We start from the raw sequence: 16,156 nt of genomic DNA on the forward strand, positions 1-16,156 counted from the left end.
TTATAAAATTCACTTTACATTCCATCGTGTTTTTAGACGTTGGAATGTGTTTATTTTTCCATCAGTTTCATTTTAAATTGCCAAGTGTTAACGTGAAATTACGGAAGTTATAGGCTACTCTATTTTAAACTCTACTTTTATTATTTACTCCATTAATATGTCTTTGTCCTATCAAAGACAATCTGTCCCGCAACCACTGTTTTTACTGCTTGTGCTTGTAACATATCTTCTGTAGAACCAGCAAATAAATCACGATCAAAAATGGAGAAGTCTGCATCATATCCTTGTTTAATTAGCCCTCGAATATGTTCCTTCCCAATTGCTTGTGCGCTCCCAAGTGTGTACATTTGAATTGCTTCGAAACGAGAAACTTTTTGCTGTGGAACATAGCCATTATGTCTTTCGGATGGAGCTTTTCGTTCTACAGCAGCATAAATTGATAAAAGGGGATCAATATTTTCAACAGGCGCATCTGTTCCTGCTGCACATTGAATACCATGATCACGAAGTGTACGCCAAGGATACACGTACTGCAAACGTTCCTCACCAAGTCGATCTTTAATCCACGGGAAATCAGATGGCACAAATGCTGGTTGCGCATCCACAATAATAGGTAATCGTTTCATTTTCTTTATTAAATCTTCGCGAAGCACACTACAGTGTATAAATCGATCACGTTTACCAGAAGGAGCTGGATACTTTTCAATTGTTTTTATTGCTTGTTCAGCCGCTGCATCGCCAATCATATGCATGGCCACAGCTTCGTTTTTGTCTCGAGCTAATTTAACTAAGGTTTCGAGTTCTTCATCTGTATGAATAAATAATCCCTGATTACTTGGTTGATCTACATAAGGTGCAGAGAGAGCAGCTGTAGCACCTCCTAATGCTCCGTCTAAAAAGATCTTCATTGCGCCTAGTTCGATAAAACGTTCATCGACATCGATACTATTTTTTGTCATCTCTTCAAAGACTGTATGATGACGTAATAAATGAACACGAAAAGGAAATTTCTCGCTAACTATTTGTTTAAAAGCGTGGAGGGGGTTAGTGTAGCTTCCGAAATATCCCATGTCTTCTGTATGACCACCAGTTAATCCGTAAGAAATCATATCTTTTATAGAAACTCGAAGAGCTTCGGTTAATGACTGTACATATGTTTCACCTTCTTGGGTAAGGGCTTTTGTAAGCAGTGTTCGTGCTTCTTCATACAACAATCCATTTAATTTACCCTCCGCATTTCTGCCAATCTGTCCGCCTGCTGGTGTTGTACTGTTCTCCGTAATTCCAGCTATTCTAAAAGCTTCTGAATTACCAAGTATCACATGTCGACATACTCTAGTAAGTAAGATTGGTCCTTTTCGAATCGCATCAAGGTCCTCCATCGTAGGGATTCGTATATCATGGAAATTATTTTCATTCCATCCTTCGCCAAATAACCATTGATATTCAGGGATTTCTTGAGCTGCTTTTTCTATCATAGCTAACATTTCATCCATAGAACTTGCTTTGGATAAGTCTAAACGAATAAGTTTTTCTCCTTGATGAATCATATGTAAATGACTATCAACAAAACCGGGATACATAGCTGCTCCTTGCAAATCATAAAGTTCATCAGCTTGTTTTTTTAATGTATTAAAATCCCCTGTAGCCAGGATGCTTCCCTCATGTACTAGTATTGCTTCAACTGTTTCCGATTCTTTTTCCATTGTATAAATGTTGCCACCGTACCAAAGTTGTTTCATCATAAAACCCTCTCTCACTAGATTTTTACATAGAAACTATTACCTTCATTATGCTAGTTTATGAGAGATACTGCAAGATAGCCTTTAATCGTTTAGTTCAACTTTTCTAATATTTTCACCATCCAAATCCATTTTATATAAGTAATAATCCGAATATTTTTGGGCAAATTGTTTATCTACAATAAAGTAGATATGCTCTTCATGGACAATGGGGCGAGAAGTATATTCTTTTAGATTGGTAAGCTGGACTTCTTTATTTGTTGTCGAGTCATATTCAAAAAGTTCATATTGGAACGTTCCTCCTGAATGAGGATTACTAACGGACTGGTAGATTATTTTTTCTTCACCTGACAGAACAGTGAAGTCATAAATGTCGATTTCTTTTTTTGGGTCACTTACGATAGATAATTTGTCAGGTTCTTTTAAAGGCACGTTAAAAATCCGTAGATTTGCATCAAAAATTTCCTCTGCAGTCTGTGCAGTTTCATCATTAAACATTTGAATATACACGGATTCGTCTGATGCAGAAACTTGTAATGAATCTATAGAATATTTTTTCCAATCTGTTAATTGATCATGGGTAATTCCTGTCATATCATACTTGTAAATATCAAAATTATGTGGGTTTGCACGAGCAATCGGCGAATAATTTTCGAAAGTATCTGCTTTTAGATAAAATAAATTCGTCTCGTCCTTAGGATCAAAAGCAATTTCTGTAATCATTCCAGATTTTTGAAAGAGATTATCTTCTTCTAATTTATCTACATCAATTATATTTATAGTTGTGACTAAATCTGACTCTACATCCCGATTAATAACACTATATGCAAGCGAGGAACCGTCGGGAGAAAAAGCAATATCTAGAATAACTTTTTCTTTATTAATTGAAACTACTTCTTGTTCGAGTCCATCCTTACTGAATTTTATTTGTTGTTCTCCATCTTTATTAATAACATAAGCTATAATGCCTTCTCGGGAGATATCATATAATTCTGTCAAACCATTCTGTTTTTCATCCTCTGTTTTATTGTAAAGTAATCCGACAAGGACTAATATTCCTGTCAAAAATGCAAGGCTTGAAAATATTAGGATGTTACGGTTTATTTTCATACAAAAACTCCTTTAGGTATCGCATTCCAAATCAAAAAGATTACAATGATGACAATAAATACAAAAGGAATCATTGCAATGGTGTAAGCTATTTTTCTTTTATTATGTGACACTAAATTCATTTGAATATAATAAGCGACTAGCCAAATAATGAATGGGATAAAAATAGCTAGTAAAAATGGTGGGAATGTTTCAGAAAAAATTAATATTCCCCATAAAAAAAACAGTGTAGCTCCAGTAATGATTATCCCAGCAGTAATATTAATAAAATGAAGCTGTTTTGCTTGCTTTACATTTTTAGTTGAATGAAAAGTAAAATCTATAATTGTTGTCCGATAAATAAGAATAATGGATACAAGTAATAGAGTAATACCGTAAATAGTTAAAAATGGTGTAAATATATGAATCATATTGGTCGCTATTAAGGTACCAAGTAAGTAAGTGAAAATATGTCCAATTAATACACTATTGATCCATCTTTTTTGGTCGATAGAAGGGAATACTTGTAACGCAAAAAGCAATAAACCAGAACTCGTTCCGATGGAAAGTAGTAACCAAATAATTTCAGCATCCCTTTCTGCAATTAAATATGTTATGTATAAGGTAACTGAAAAAGCAATCGATGTGATCGCTAAAAATAGTAATAACTTTTTACGCATTGGATACATTGCTTCTTGCATGTCATTTCCAATTTTGTGTGATTCTCCAAAGTCTGTCATAGCAAGTTGTTCTGCTTTCTTTTGATCGAAACCTTCTTCCATATAACGTTTTGTGTTCAGTTCAAGATGGACTTCAATTTCTTCATAAATATCCATTTTTTCTTCCGTTGTTCCATCGATTTGGTTGAGGATTGTTGTGATAAAACTGTGAAACGGCTTTTTCATATGAAACTCTCCGAACTTTTCTTAATTAAATCATTCATCCATTCCCAATTTTCCTGTTTTTGTTTTAATTCTTTCTTTCCCTCGTTCGTCATCTGATAATATTTTCTACGGCCATTTTCTGTATCTTTCCAGTAGGAAGCGATCCAGTTCTTTCTTTCCATTCGTTTTAGTGCTGCATATAATGTTCCTTCACTCATTTCATACGTATCTTTGCTTAGACGTTTAATGATTCGCGTCATTTCATATCCATAAAGCTCCCGTTGGTGAATAAGTGATAACAATAATAAATCAATACTGCCTTTCATCATTTCTTTATCCATCATGTCACCTCCATTAATTGTAAGTAACATTATAATACGATGTACCTCGCATTGCAATGTATTATTTATTTTTTATCCTCTAATTGGAATGAGGATAAGCAAGGAACGTACTAAAAAGAACGGACAAACTAGAGAAAATACCTAATTGAAAATTAGATTACATCTATGAGAATGAAAGGATAGTTGTTCATTTCGTGTTCTAAAATCTGAATTTAGACGTATAGTAAAATAACATCTAGATGATTGTCACAACCAATGTAGCAGCTATATTCATAATATATAAAAATAACACTTTAAGGAGTGGGATTTAATGGGTGATCGAGCAAAGCTATTAAGAATTGGCATGTGGGCATTAGTCATCTTTTCCATATTATTATTTGTCGTGATTATTATGATAGGACATAGCAATTCCTTTAATTTTTCTCAACCAGATGTAAACGAATTAGTTTTTAATGATACCTTAACCAATGATTTAAACAATCTGAAACATTTATAAAAAAACATAAATATTCTACGTAAGAAAAAGTATGTCTTAAGAGATGATTCTCCTCTAAGACGTACTTTTTTAATGCATGAATTATGTGATATGATGATTGGTAGTTTGAAAGAAAAGGTGGATGTTTACCGTGGTAAAATATTTAAGTGTTATTGGAGCTGTAATCGTTCTAATAATAATCTTAGTCATCGGGTTTGTTGTTTGGCTTAATTCCTCAAATCCCGATTATGTTTGGAAAAAATTGAACGATGAACAGATGAAGTCATCTTTTGTTTTTAATAAAAACGGTGACACCGTCATTTCCATTAATCCAGACGAACGTCTTGCATTAGCAAGTACGGTCAAAATTATGGTTGCATTGGAATATTCATTTCAAATTGAAAACGGTAACGTAAAGCCTGATGAACAGGTTAAGTTATCTGATTTAGAAGCATACTACGTTGAAAACTTGGACGGCGGTGCGCATGAAGCGTGGATAAATAGTATAAAAGAGAATAATATGATTTCAAATGAAGCTGTCCCTATAAGGGAAGTGGCTAAAGGAATGATGGCGTTTAGTTCCAATGCAAATACAGAATACTTAATGGACAAACTTGGGATTGAACAAATTGAAAACAGAATGAAGGAGCTAGATATATACGAGCATGATCCATTGTACTTTTTTACTGCTTCCTTATTTATTCCTTATGAGCTAAAAAATGAGCATTATCCTAATGAGTCAATGAAGGAAGTGAAAGATGATATAGTTAGCCTTATGCGAGAAATGGATAAGCAAGAATGGATTCAATTATCTACGGATATTCACGAGAAATTGAAAAACGAACCTACGTACAAAACGGACGCTAAGATAAAAGACTGGTGGAATACTGATTTTGATCAACTGTTTTCTGACAAATTTATCCGTTCATCTGCCTCTGAATATGCGAATTTAATACATAAAATTAATCATAAAATGTTACCTGAAGAAGCACAGTTCGAGATGGAATATGTTATGGGTTCGTTAATGGAAAATGAAGCAAATCAGCAGTGGCTTAATCGGGCTGGAAAAAAAGGCGGATCAACAGCGTATATTTTAACTGATGCTATCTTTGCTGAAGATAAAGAAGGAGATTACTATGAAGCGGTTATATTTTTTAATGATCTAAAAGGTTTAGAAGCGTATAAGTTAATGAAAAGTTTAAATGAATTTGAATTAAAATTATTGAAGGATGAACAGTTTCAAGACAAACTAACTAATCAACAATGATATTGAGATGCATTACATATGTTTTTCTCCATCTGTACTCGGGTATACGTATCGATAGAAGAAATCTTTAGAGGGTGGGAGAAAAATTGAAAAAATATGATGCAATAATCCTTGGTTCAGGTGCTGCAGGTAAACATATCGCGAGTGAGTTTGCTAAGCAGCATAAATCTGTAGCTATTGTGGAAAAGGATTTGGAGGCATTCGGTGGTGCATGTATTAATGTCGCTTGTATTCCTACAAAAGCGTTAATCGAATTCAGTCTAAGAGGTATTCCATATGAAGAAGCAATTGAACGTAAAAATAAATTGACTGCTCAACTTAAAGAAAATGCGTATGATTCACTTGATAAGAAAGAAAAAGTAACCATTTTTGAAGGGGAGGCCCGATTCAAATCCAATAATGAAATTGAGATAGTTTCAGATCAGGACAATGAAGTGCTAGCTGGTGAACATATTGTTATCGACACAGGATCTACGCCAATTTATCCGCCCATAAAAGGTTTAGATAAGGTAGGTAATGTATTTACGAGTACGAGCTTAATAGAAGAAACTGAACTCCCTGAAACATTAATTATTATTGGTGGTGGATATATTGGACTGGAATTTGCATCAATGTATGCTAGTTTTGGATCCAAAGTAAAAGTAGTTAATTCAGAAAATGAATTAATGCCACAAGAAGAGAGTCGAGTAACTAAACATGTTCAAGAGGCATTAGAAGAAAAAGGCGTACAGTTTACGTTCGGTGCAAAAGCTGAAAAAGTTGAGGCAAAAGGTTCTGATTTAATGGTACATTTAGCTGATGGTAAAAAATTAACTGGCGAAGCAATTTTACTTGCAACTGGACGTAAGCCTAATATTAAAAACTTACAACTTGATCATACAGATATTGTAGTCGATAACGGTGCCATCAAAGTGAATGACCGTATGGAAACAGATGTGAAAAATGTATGGGCTGTTGGCGACGTTAGAGGCGAAATGCAATTTACGTATATTTCTCATGATGATGGGCGAATTGTGAACAACCAAATTTTTGGAGATCGATCATATTTACTTAAAGAACGGAACAATGTACAATATACTGTATTTGTAGATCCACCTTTGTCACGAGTCGGTTATACGAAAAAAGCCGCCGAGGAAGCGGGATATGAAGTGATAACAAATGAATTACCGGTTTCAGCTCTTCCTCGAGCAAAGATGATGGGAGAAGAAAGAGGATTATTTACTGCAGTTGTTGATAAAAAGAGTAAAAAAATCCTAGGTGTTTCCTTGTTCGGTCCTAGATCAGAAGAATTGATCAATATTGTTAAAATTGCCATTGACCATGAGTGGCTATACAGTGATATGCGGGATCAAATTTTTACACATCCCGTTATGAGTGAATCACTTAATAATTTATTTGATGTGGAGATGAATTAGAAAAACGTTTTCTCTTTGAAAAAGTTTTGAGGTTGGGACAAAACAAAATAGTAGATATGAAACACGAACAAAATCTCAAGTTAGCGAAAGAAATATATGGAGACTCCTGCCAGAAGAAAAGCCTCGATAAGACACTGAAAGGCGACAAATATCGAAAGATTACAGACTAAAACCGCCCTTTGCGGGCAACGTCTGCATACCCCTTGCCGGGGCAAGGGGCTTATCAGCGAGCAGCGGTAAAGGAGACACTGTGAAAGCAAGCGAAGTGCTGCTTGAACAGATGTCGCGCTTATGCCTATGGTGAAAGCGAAGTATATTTCTGTAGCGACTATTATTAACGTAATTATTCGTGTTTCAATAATTCATTCTAGCTTATGTCCCAGCCTCTTTTTTATCTTACATTCATTTCGTTTGGATCTCGCCCCGTTCGTTCATTCCGATTTAGTTTTTCTATTTTCTTCATATCCTCAGAAGATAATTCAAAATCAAAGATATGAAAGTTTTCTCGAATTCTTGATGGAGTTACTGATTTAGGGATAATGATAGAATCTTGTTGAATATGCCAACGGAGGACAATTTGGGCTGGCGATTTTTGATGCTTTTTTGCAAGATGTACGATTGCAGGATCATTCAAGACGTTACCTCTTGCCAGCGGGCTCCATGCCTCAATCAATATGGAGTGTTCTCTACAATATTTTTTTAATTCATCTTGTTGTAAATAAGGATGATATTCTACTTGATTCAAAACAGGAGTGACATCACATTCATTTAGAACGCGCTCTAAATGCTCGATGTTAAAATTACTGACTCCGATCGCTTTGACACGGCCATCATGATATAGTTTTTCTAATGCTTTGTATGTTTCGATATATTGATCATACATAGGTGTAGGCCAATGAATTAAATACAGGTCCAAATATTCGAGCTTCAGTTTTTCCATACTTTCTTCAAACGCTCGGAGTGTGTTGTCATACCCGTGATGACTGTTCCAAACTTTTGAAGTAATGAAAAGATCTTCGCGTGGAATAGGACTATTTCTTATTGCCTCCCCAACACCATCCTCATTTTCATAAAATTGTGCAGTATCAATGGAGCGATATCCTACATTTAATGCATGAGTTACCACATCGGTAACTTCTTCATTTAAAACTTTATACACACCTAAGCCGAGCTGAGGCATCAAAACATTATTGTTTAACCTTTCATATTTCATTGGATATCATCCTTTCTTTAAAAGTGTAAGGATATATTCTGTTTTTCTACTCATATTTTACCATAATTCAGGACTAATATTGGTAATCAAATGCATGTTTACCATGGTTTCGGGTAAAGTAAGAAAGACAATTATACTATCAAGGAAGGATGAGAGGCTTGACAAAAGAAAATAAGGAGTATGAGACACATATTGAGAAAGAAGATACGTTAACGACTAGACAGGGACATCCGGTTACAAATAATCAAAATATCCGAACTATTGGTAACAGGGGTCCCGCGACGTTAGAAAACTATGATTTTATTGAAAAGATCAGTCATTTTGACCGTGAGAAAATACCTGAACGAATTGTTCATGCGAGAGGTGCAGGTGCACATGGTTTTTTTGAAACATACGGTACAGTTGGAGATGAGCCGGTTTCAAAGTATACTCGTGCTAAAGTATTTCAGGAGAAAGGGAAGAAAACACCAGTCTTCGTACGATTTTCTACTGTAGTTCATGGAAATCATTCGCCTGAAACAGTCCGCGATCCAAGAGGATTTGCTGTTAAGTTTTATACAGAAGATGGAAACTGGGATTTGGTAGGAAATAATTTAAAAATATTTTTTATTCGTGATGCAATGAAATTTCCCGATATGATCCATGCATTTAGACCGGATCCAGTAACAAATTATCAGGATAGCGAACGATTTTTTGATTTTTGTGCCAGTTCTCCGGAATCGTTTCATATGGTCACGTTTATTTATTCTCCTTGGGGAATCCCGGCTAATTATCGAATGATGCAGGGGTCGGGAGTGAATACGTATAAATGGGTTAATAGTGAGGGAAAAGCAGTATTAGTGAAATATCACTGGGAGCCTAAGCAAGGGATAAAAAATCTAACGCAAAAAGACGCAGAAAAGATTCAAGCAAAAAACTTTAACCACGCTACCCAAGATCTATATGAAGCGATTGAACGAGGAGAATTTCCTGAATGGGAATTGTTTGTTCAGATTATGGAAGAAGGCCCTCATCCCGAATTAGATTTCGATCCGCTCGATGATACGAAACTCTGGCCAGATGACCAATTTCCTTGGTTACCAGTTGGGAAAATGGTGTTAAACAAGAACCCAGAGAACTATTTCACTGAAGTAGAACAATCCGCTTTTGGAACGGGAGTATTGGTTGATGGATTAGATTTTTCAGATGACAAAATGTTACAAGGACGAACGTTCTCTTATTCAGATACACAGCGCTACCGAGTTGGCCCGAATTATTTACAACTCCCAATTAATGCCGCTAAAAAGCGGGTTGCTACCAACCAAGAAGGCGGGATGATGCGCTATGAACCTGAGAGAGCAGGAACGAATAATCCACATATCAATTATGAACCTTCTGTTTTAGGTGGTTTAAAGGAAGCAGAACAGCTAGGGAAAGAACATACACCTTATGTTGAAGGAAATTTAGTAAGAGAGTCAATTGATCGTAATGATAATACGAAGCAAGCGGGGGAGACATATCGAAGATTTGAGAAATGGGAAAGAGATGAATTGATCTCGAACTTAGTTGGGGACCTCTCTCAATGTGATCCTCGTATCCAAGATAAAATGATAGCTTTAGCTGAAAAAGCTGATGAAGAGTATGGCAGACGCTTACGTGAAGGTCTTCAAAACGCTAAAAAAGATGGATCCAGTAAAAATCCATTAGGGTATAAAGATGCTGAAAAAGCACCAGCACAAGCTGTCGAAAGAGGTAAGGATGCAGAACCTTATTAAGTAAAGAAAAAAATAGTAACAATTTTATATGTTATGTTAGATTATAATTTCTTACCTAGAATCCACTCTATGAATAATAAGTAATCTGATAAAAGATAAGTGATTCTATTTAAATTAAGGATATAAAATTTTTGCTTAAGAGCTGTTTTTTTGTAAGATGAGTTTATTTTTAAAAAGTGCAATCTTGTTGGATCATGATCTGCTTTCTGTTGAGGGATGAATTACCACGGTGTGATAAGCATTTCTGTCCAACAAGATTAATTTACTTTATCTGTTACAGAAACTTTTTTATATCAATAATTGCTTGCATATGCATTCCTTCATGGAAAACCGTTCTCATAAGGACTTGTTCTATTGTTCTGATCCCCATATCAATTGGTGGAAATTCTTCTTCTAATCGATGTCCATATTCATTTTGTATATAAGTTGGCTGGCTTTTTAATCGTTCTTTCAAATCTGCAGTTGAGGGGGTTTCAGTCACAAAGTCATTTGGAGAAGTTCTGAAACCGAATGAGGTATGAAAAATATTTGGGATATCAATTGTTTTTTTTGTTAATTCTTGAATCCATAAGAATTGATCGAGATATACATGTCCCAGGTTCCAACGGATATTATTATTAAAGCCTTTTGGAATAATATTTGCCTTTTCTTCATTTATTCCGTTAAGTTCATTTAATAGTTCATTACGATATGTATGCAACTGATTAAATAAGATTTCATGCCGCTTTTTCATTCTATCCTCTCCCATTACGTTTATTAATATTTATCATACAAAAAAAGTTAAGTAGTAACAATGTACAGTTTTATAAACAGGAGGTACTGGATTGGATAAAGCAGTATTTTTAGATCGAGACGGAGTAGTTAATGAAGTATTGAGTCATCGGGTTAAATTTGTGAATCGTCCGGAAGATTTTCATCTACTTAAGGGGGTAGGTGAAGCAATCCGAAAAATAAACGAGTTAAATTTTAAAGTGTTCGTTGTTACAAATCAAGGAGGGATCGGGTTAGGGTATATGAAAGAGAGAGAACTTCGTAAGATCCATGCCAAAATGCAGAATGATTTAGCAGAATATGGTGCGATCGTCCATGATGTTGCTTATTGTCCACATAAACCTAATGAAGGCTGTGCATGTCGAAAACCAAAACCGTGCATGTTATTGCGGCTTGCTAAAAAGCATCAGATTGATTTAAAAAAAAGCTATATGGTTGGTGATCGGGAACCGGATATTGAAGCGGGAAAAGAGGCGAAAACAATTACCGTTTTGGTAGGGTCTAGAAAAAAAGAAAACGCAAATGCAGATTTGCGATTTACCGACTTACTTGAATTTGCAAATTGGCTTGCGAAAAGAGCAAGTTTATTTTAATAGATTGAAAATCATGAACGAATCTACTGAACTTCACGTACCATATAATTAAACGGGACCAAATTGATGAAGTAAATGTTTAACTTCATTTACGACGGGTATTGGAAAGGTACTAATGCAAAAGATACTACTTTATTTGATAAAGGAGCCAGAATGATGACGATCATTGATTTTCAAGCAGCAAAAAAGTGGGCTAAATTACCATATGAGATGCAAAGAAAACTACTTCATAATGTGTTTTGTGTGAATTGTGGGTTAGCTACAATTAAAGAATATACGTTAAAAGATGATACATATGGAATCGTCGTAGAGGCTAGTTGTGAAAAATGTGGCAGCAATGTAGCACGAGCAATTGAAATGCAATAAAAAGATTACAGTCGCTATTTAATCGTAGCGACTGGTTTATTTGTGAATAGCTCAATAAACCTTTTTGCAGACTTGGACAGATAACGATCCTTTGCCCAAACAATTGCCGATTCAGAAATGATTTTTTGATTAGACAGCTTGAGAATAGACACATGATTCGTATTGTATTTTAATAAAGTTGATTGTGGAACAATGGTTGCACCTAACCCTTCATTTACTAAGCCTAAAAGCATATCTACGTTCGGAGATTCACATTTAACCTGTACATTTAATCCTTCTTGTTCGAATCTTTCCATTATAATTTCGAATTGTCCTCTCCCTTTCATTCGATGTAATAAAAATAATGGAATATCGGCTAGTTCCTGTAGAGAAATTGATTCTCTTTTTACAGTTATCAAGTTATTTGGTACGACAGCTACATACTCCTCTTTAGGAAGCTCGTAATATTCTAGATCACTCATATCTATTGGCAATCGAATAATCGCTATTTCAAGTTCTCTTTCTTTAAGTTGTTTAGTTAAAAAATAGGAGTCACCTTCTATAAGTTTAAAATTAACATCTGGGTACATTTCCTGATAGATGTTAATTTTATTTGGAATATGAGAAAAACATGACTTATTACATCCAATGGATAAGGTCCCACGGATACCTTGTCCTGTTTCTTGGACTTCTTTGTACGTTTCATCTAAGTTGTTGAAAATAATTTCGACTCTTCTATACAATACTTCTCCAGCATCTGTCAAAACCATTTCCCGACCGTTTCTTTCAAACAAAATGACACCTAGCCTCGTTTCTAAGGCTTTTAACGATTGACTAAGGGGAGGTTGAGCGATATGCAGTTTTTTAGCAGCTCGAGTGATCTGCCCCTCCTTTGCAATTTCATAAAAATACTTTAACTGCTTAATATTCATACGTAACACCTCTTAATATATAAATTTTATATATAAAAACAATAAAATTAATATTTTACATATATGAGAACGTGGATGATAATAAATATATAGATAAAAGAAAGCGATTACATTTATATCTTTTGAATGAATACTCATGAGTTAGTAGAGTGTAACATTAACTGTTTGAAAATACGAACAATTTACTTTTCTGTAAGGTTGTCGGAGAAAGAAATAATTATTTATATTTACTTTATTATACATGAAATGGAAGAAATATGAATTGGGAGGAAAGAAAATGGGAGCGAAAACTGGAAAAGAATATAAAGAAAGATTGAAAAAAGCGAACAACAATGTTTATGCAAACGGGGAAAGAGTTGAAGATGTTACAACCCATCCGGCATTTAAAAATGTCATTGATTCTATGGCTAAACTGTACGATGTTCAACATGAAAAAGCGGATAAAATGTTATACAAATCACCTTCATCTGGAAATCTGGTAGGTATGACATTTAAACATCCAGAGACGATTGAAGATATTATTGATCGAAGGAAAGCGATTCAAGAATGGGCTCAAACAACACATGGAATGATGGGAAGGTCACCTGATTATTTAAATGCCGAAGTGATGGCAATGGGAATGAATAATGATTTATTTGCAGAGGCAGATCCTAGTTTTGCTCAAAATGCACGTGATTATTATGAATATGCTCGTGAAAACGATGTTAGTCTAACACATACACTTATTCACCCCCAAGTTAATCGTGCAAAAGCTCAACATGAACAAAAGGATGCGAATGTGGCTCTTCATCTAGTTGAAAAACGTTCAGATGGAATTATTGTCGATGGAGTACGTCTCTTGGCAACGCAAGGGGCGATTACGGATGAGACATTAGTATTTCCATCTACGGTAAAAAAGGCAGGAGAACTTGATGATCCTTATTCTCTCGCATTTGTTGTTCCTAATAATACTCCAGGGATTAAACATATTAGCAGAGAGCCGTGGGACTATAAAGATAATAAATGGGATTATCCATTATCTTCCCGTTTCGAAGAAGGGGATACAGTCATCTCTTTTGATCATGTATTTATTCCGTGGGAGAAAGTTTTTGTCTGTGGGAATTCCTCAATCTGTAATCGGACATTTGCCGAAACGAATGCTGTTGTGCATATGTCACATCAGGTAGTTGCAAAAGCAATTGTAAAAACAGAATTTATTTTAGGGGTAGCGCTTAGCATAATGGATGCAATCGGAATCGACCAATTTCAGCATGTGAAAGATAAAGGGCGGGACATTATGATAACGCTGGAAACGATGCGTTCCCATTTATATCGTGCAGAACATAATGCAAAACTCGATAAATATGGCACGATGACACCTGATTTTATTGCTTTAGACGCTGCAAGGAATTGGTATCCGCGAGTGTATCCTGATTTAGCCGAAATTATTCGTGTATTAGCAGCTTCCGGCTTAACGGGAATTCCGACAGAAGCTGATTTCGCTCACGAAGATATCGGTCCGATTCTTGAGAGAGGATTACAAGGAAAGAACTTAAATGGCTATGAACGAGTACAATTATTCCGTCTAGCATGGGATTTAACGGCAAGTGCTTTCGGATCACGGCAAACTCATTATGAATATTATTTCTTCGGTGATCCGATCCGAATGGGAATGGCATACTTTGACAATTTTAACAAAGAGCCATATAAACAACGAGTTGCTGATTTTTTGAAAGAGACTGCTAGGCAACCAAGCAAATAGGATGGAAATCGGGGAGATAAAAATGGAGATTAATATAACGAGAGTTGGAAGAGCCGTGTTGCATGTTACTGATTTAGAGGCATCTAAAAGATTTTATGTGGATGCCTTGGGATTTTATGAGACGGAATCAGATACAGATCACATTTATTTGCGCGGATATGAAGAACAGAACCATCATAGTCTTTTATTAAAAAAAGCTGATAAACCAGCAGTAGAAGTGGTCAGTTTCAAAGTATTAAAAGAGTTTCATTTAGAGATGTTAGCAGAACTTGCAGTTAAAAATAATTTGCCCTTTAAGTGGATGGAAAAAGGAACACAACGTGCGATGGGGCGGACTTTACGAATTCAGGATGTTTCAGGTTTATCTTTAGAATTCTATGCCGAAATGGAGCCAGTGGAGAGCTTAATGCAACGCTATGATTTATATAAAGGTGCTCGAATTCAGCGTATTGATCATATTAATTGTTTGGTGCCCGATGTTCAAAAAGCCTATGACTTCTTTCGGGACGAATTAGGTTTTCGTTGCTCTGAATATACAGAAGACGACGAAGAAAACTTGTGGGCGATTTGGACTCATAGGAAAGGAAATGTACATGATCAGGCTTTTATGAATGGTGATGGTCCATTGCTACACCATGTAGGATTTTGGTTGCCTGATCCGCTTGCACTTATCCATGCTTGTGATGTTTTAGCATCAATGGGAATGGCTGATACGATTGAACGAGGGCCAGGACGTCATGGTCTTTCAAATGCATTTTTCTTATATTTACGGGATCCAGACGGACACCGGATTGAATTATACTTTGGAGATTACTTTACAGGCGATGGAGATTTTAAACCGAAAAGATGGAGTGTTCACGATAAGACGCGGCAAACATTTTGGGGACACGAAGCTCCTGATAGTTGGTTTGATGAGGCGTCACCATTTCTTCATGTAATAAGTGGTGAAGAAATAAAGCAGGAAAAGGCGAAATTAACCTTATATAAACCAGATTTTACTTTGTGATTATTAGTTTATCTCAATGAACGTACTTTTCTATTTTTAAATACATTAAGAGTACAGCGATCAATAAGTTTATAGGGAGGGATAACTAAGGTGGATGACATTACATTTCGAAATGCGATGGGGAAATTTACAACTGGTGTTACTGTCATAACAACGCAGATTAAAGACGACATTCATGGAATGACAGCTAATGCATTTATGTCGGTCTCTCTAAACCCTAAATTAATAACTGTATCTATAGACAATCGAGCAAATATGTTAAATAGAATGAAAGATTCCAGTAAGTTCGCAGTTAATATACTTTCCGATCAACAACAAAATATTTCTAAGCATTTTGCTGGTCAGATAAAAGAAGAAAAGCAGATCGATTTTAGTTTCTTACGTGAAACACCTATTATCAAGGATTCATTAGCTTCGATTGTATGTACGAAAAAAACGTCCTATACGGTAGGGGATCACACGCTGTTTATAGGGGAAGTGATTGATATCACATCATCAGACGGGGCTCCGCTAACTTTTTATCGGGGAAAATATGGAATGAACTCGGTAGTCAGCTAATATCCCGAAGAATAAGGTAAAATCTCAAGA

General features: G+C 35.5%; 16 protein-coding genes. 9 read left to right on the top strand and 7 right to left on the bottom strand.

Annotation, left to right across the window (positions count from 1 at the left end):
- Nucleotides 1-152: 152 nt before the first annotated feature.
- The 4 genes from SPD48_RS11490 to SPD48_RS11505 all read right to left on the bottom strand — a co-directional run bounded on the left by SPD48_RS11490 (nucleotide 153) and on the right by SPD48_RS11505 (nucleotide 4,056).
- The gene (locus SPD48_RS11490; RefSeq protein ID WP_336258247.1) at nucleotides 153-1,742 is read right to left on the bottom strand and encodes an amidohydrolase; all 1,590 of its coding nucleotides are present in this window, start codon (nucleotides 1,740-1,742) and stop codon (nucleotides 153-155) included.
- A gap of 84 nt (nucleotides 1,743-1,826) precedes the next feature.
- Nucleotides 1,827-2,852 (bottom strand): hypothetical protein, encoded by a 1,026-nt coding sequence (locus SPD48_RS11495; RefSeq protein ID WP_336258248.1) that lies wholly within the window; start codon nucleotides 2,850-2,852, stop codon nucleotides 1,827-1,829.
- Nucleotides 2,849-3,736 (bottom strand): permease prefix domain 1-containing protein, encoded by an 888-nt coding sequence (locus tag SPD48_RS11500; RefSeq protein ID WP_336258249.1) that lies wholly within the window; start codon nucleotides 3,734-3,736, stop codon nucleotides 2,849-2,851. The genes SPD48_RS11495 and SPD48_RS11500 overlap by 4 nt, the downstream gene beginning before the upstream one ends.
- Nucleotides 3,733-4,056 (bottom strand): PadR family transcriptional regulator, encoded by a 324-nt coding sequence (locus SPD48_RS11505; protein ID WP_336258250.1) that lies wholly within the window; start codon nucleotides 4,054-4,056, stop codon nucleotides 3,733-3,735. The genes SPD48_RS11500 and SPD48_RS11505 overlap by 4 nt, the downstream gene beginning before the upstream one ends.
- A 310-nt stretch (nucleotides 4,057-4,366) precedes the next feature.
- On the opposite strand from SPD48_RS11505, the gene SPD48_RS11510 reads away from it, so the two are divergent.
- The 3 genes from SPD48_RS11510 to SPD48_RS11520 all read left to right on the top strand — a co-directional run bounded on the left by SPD48_RS11510 (nucleotide 4,367) and on the right by SPD48_RS11520 (nucleotide 7,213).
- Nucleotides 4,367-4,552 (top strand): hypothetical protein, encoded by a 186-nt coding sequence (locus tag SPD48_RS11510; protein ID WP_336258251.1) that lies wholly within the window; start codon nucleotides 4,367-4,369, stop codon nucleotides 4,550-4,552.
- Between the two features lie 130 nt (nucleotides 4,553-4,682).
- Nucleotides 4,683-5,798: a serine hydrolase gene (locus SPD48_RS11515; protein WP_336258252.1), complete on the top strand. Its 1,116-nt coding sequence runs from the start codon at nucleotides 4,683-4,685 to the stop codon at nucleotides 5,796-5,798.
- 86 nt (nucleotides 5,799-5,884) lie between these two features.
- A complete protein-coding gene (locus tag SPD48_RS11520; protein WP_336258253.1) occupies nucleotides 5,885-7,213 on the top strand; it encodes an FAD-dependent oxidoreductase in 1,329 nt (442 codons plus the stop codon).
- Nucleotides 7,214-7,604: 391 nt separating this feature from the next.
- Here SPD48_RS11520 and SPD48_RS11525 read toward each other — a convergent pair whose 3' ends face one another.
- Nucleotides 7,605-8,426: an aldo/keto reductase gene (locus tag SPD48_RS11525; RefSeq protein WP_336258254.1), complete on the bottom strand. Its 822-nt coding sequence runs from the start codon at nucleotides 8,424-8,426 to the stop codon at nucleotides 7,605-7,607.
- Nucleotides 8,427-8,575: 149 nt separating this feature from the next.
- Here SPD48_RS11525 and SPD48_RS11530 point away from each other — a divergent pair, with 149 nt between their 5' ends.
- A complete protein-coding gene (locus SPD48_RS11530) occupies nucleotides 8,576-10,180 on the top strand; it encodes a catalase (protein ID WP_336258255.1) in 1,605 nt (534 codons plus the stop codon).
- Nucleotides 10,181-10,454: 274 nt separating this feature from the next.
- Here SPD48_RS11530 and SPD48_RS11535 read toward each other — a convergent pair whose 3' ends face one another.
- A complete protein-coding gene (locus SPD48_RS11535; RefSeq protein ID WP_336258256.1) occupies nucleotides 10,455-10,913 on the bottom strand; it encodes a DinB family protein in 459 nt (152 codons plus the stop codon).
- Nucleotides 10,914-11,004: 91 nt separating this feature from the next.
- On the opposite strand from SPD48_RS11535, the gene SPD48_RS11540 reads away from it, so the two are divergent.
- Nucleotides 11,005-11,544 carry a D-glycero-alpha-D-manno-heptose-1,7-bisphosphate 7-phosphatase gene (locus SPD48_RS11540; RefSeq protein WP_336258257.1) on the top strand — a complete coding sequence of 180 codons (540 nt, stop codon included), beginning with the start codon at nucleotides 11,005-11,007 and terminating at the stop codon, nucleotides 11,542-11,544.
- Between the two features lie 75 nt (nucleotides 11,545-11,619).
- Nucleotides 11,620-11,910: a hypothetical protein gene (locus SPD48_RS11545; protein ID WP_336258258.1), complete on the top strand. Its 291-nt coding sequence runs from the start codon at nucleotides 11,620-11,622 to the stop codon at nucleotides 11,908-11,910.
- Nucleotides 11,911-11,924: 14 nt separating this feature from the next.
- Here the strand turns inward: SPD48_RS11545 and SPD48_RS11550 are convergent, their stop codons facing one another.
- The gene (locus SPD48_RS11550) at nucleotides 11,925-12,821 is read right to left on the bottom strand and encodes a LysR family transcriptional regulator (protein ID WP_336258259.1); all 897 of its coding nucleotides are present in this window, start codon (nucleotides 12,819-12,821) and stop codon (nucleotides 11,925-11,927) included.
- A 277-nt stretch (nucleotides 12,822-13,098) separates the two neighbouring features.
- Between SPD48_RS11550 and hpaB the strand changes: the two genes are divergently transcribed.
- From hpaB to SPD48_RS11565, 3 genes are all read left to right on the top strand, one after another.
- Nucleotides 13,099-14,562: a 4-hydroxyphenylacetate 3-monooxygenase, oxygenase component gene (gene hpaB / locus SPD48_RS11555; RefSeq protein WP_336258260.1), complete on the top strand. Its 1,464-nt coding sequence runs from the start codon at nucleotides 13,099-13,101 to the stop codon at nucleotides 14,560-14,562.
- Between the two features lie 22 nt (nucleotides 14,563-14,584).
- Nucleotides 14,585-15,568 carry a 3,4-dihydroxyphenylacetate 2,3-dioxygenase gene (gene hpaD / locus SPD48_RS11560; protein ID WP_336258261.1) on the top strand — a complete coding sequence of 328 codons (984 nt, stop codon included), beginning with the start codon at nucleotides 14,585-14,587 and terminating at the stop codon, nucleotides 15,566-15,568.
- Between the two features lie 90 nt (nucleotides 15,569-15,658).
- Nucleotides 15,659-16,126 (top strand): flavin reductase family protein, encoded by a 468-nt coding sequence (locus SPD48_RS11565; protein WP_336258262.1) that lies wholly within the window; start codon nucleotides 15,659-15,661, stop codon nucleotides 16,124-16,126.
- Nucleotides 16,127-16,156 lie beyond the last annotated feature (30 nt).

The organism is Pseudogracilibacillus sp. SE30717A, assembly GCF_037071985.1.
Taxonomy (GTDB): domain Bacteria; phylum Bacillota; class Bacilli; order Bacillales; family Amphibacillaceae; genus Pseudogracilibacillus.

Bases quoted from the DNA above. Each gene is read 5' to 3' on its own strand.
- SPD48_RS11535 (WP_336258256.1), bottom strand. From the start codon at position 10,913: ATGAAAAAGCGGCATGAAATCTTATTTAATCAGTTGCATACATATCGT.
- SPD48_RS11490 (WP_336258247.1), bottom strand. From the start codon at position 1,742: ATGAAACAACTTTGGTACGGTGGCAACATTTATACAATGGAAAAAGAA.
- hpaD (WP_336258261.1), top strand. From the start codon at position 14,585: ATGGAGATTAATATAACGAGAGTTGGAAGAGCCGTGTTGCATGTTACT.
- hpaB (WP_336258260.1), top strand. From the start codon at position 13,099: ATGGGAGCGAAAACTGGAAAAGAATATAAAGAAAGATTGAAAAAAGCG.
- SPD48_RS11545 (WP_336258258.1), top strand. From the start codon at position 11,620: ATGTTTAACTTCATTTACGACGGGTATTGGAAAGGTACTAATGCAAAA.
- SPD48_RS11500 (WP_336258249.1), bottom strand. From the start codon at position 3,736: ATGAAAAAGCCGTTTCACAGTTTTATCACAACAATCCTCAACCAAATC.
- SPD48_RS11510 (WP_336258251.1), top strand. From the start codon at position 4,367: ATGGGTGATCGAGCAAAGCTATTAAGAATTGGCATGTGGGCATTAGTC.
- SPD48_RS11495 (WP_336258248.1), bottom strand. From the start codon at position 2,852: ATGAAAATAAACCGTAACATCCTAATATTTTCAAGCCTTGCATTTTTG.
- SPD48_RS11525 (WP_336258254.1), bottom strand. From the start codon at position 8,426: ATGAAATATGAAAGGTTAAACAATAATGTTTTGATGCCTCAGCTCGGC.
- SPD48_RS11505 (WP_336258250.1), bottom strand. From the start codon at position 4,056: ATGGATAAAGAAATGATGAAAGGCAGTATTGATTTATTATTGTTATCA.
- SPD48_RS11530 (WP_336258255.1), top strand. From the start codon at position 8,576: ATGAGAGGCTTGACAAAAGAAAATAAGGAGTATGAGACACATATTGAG.
- SPD48_RS11550 (WP_336258259.1), bottom strand. From the start codon at position 12,821: ATGAATATTAAGCAGTTAAAGTATTTTTATGAAATTGCAAAGGAGGGG.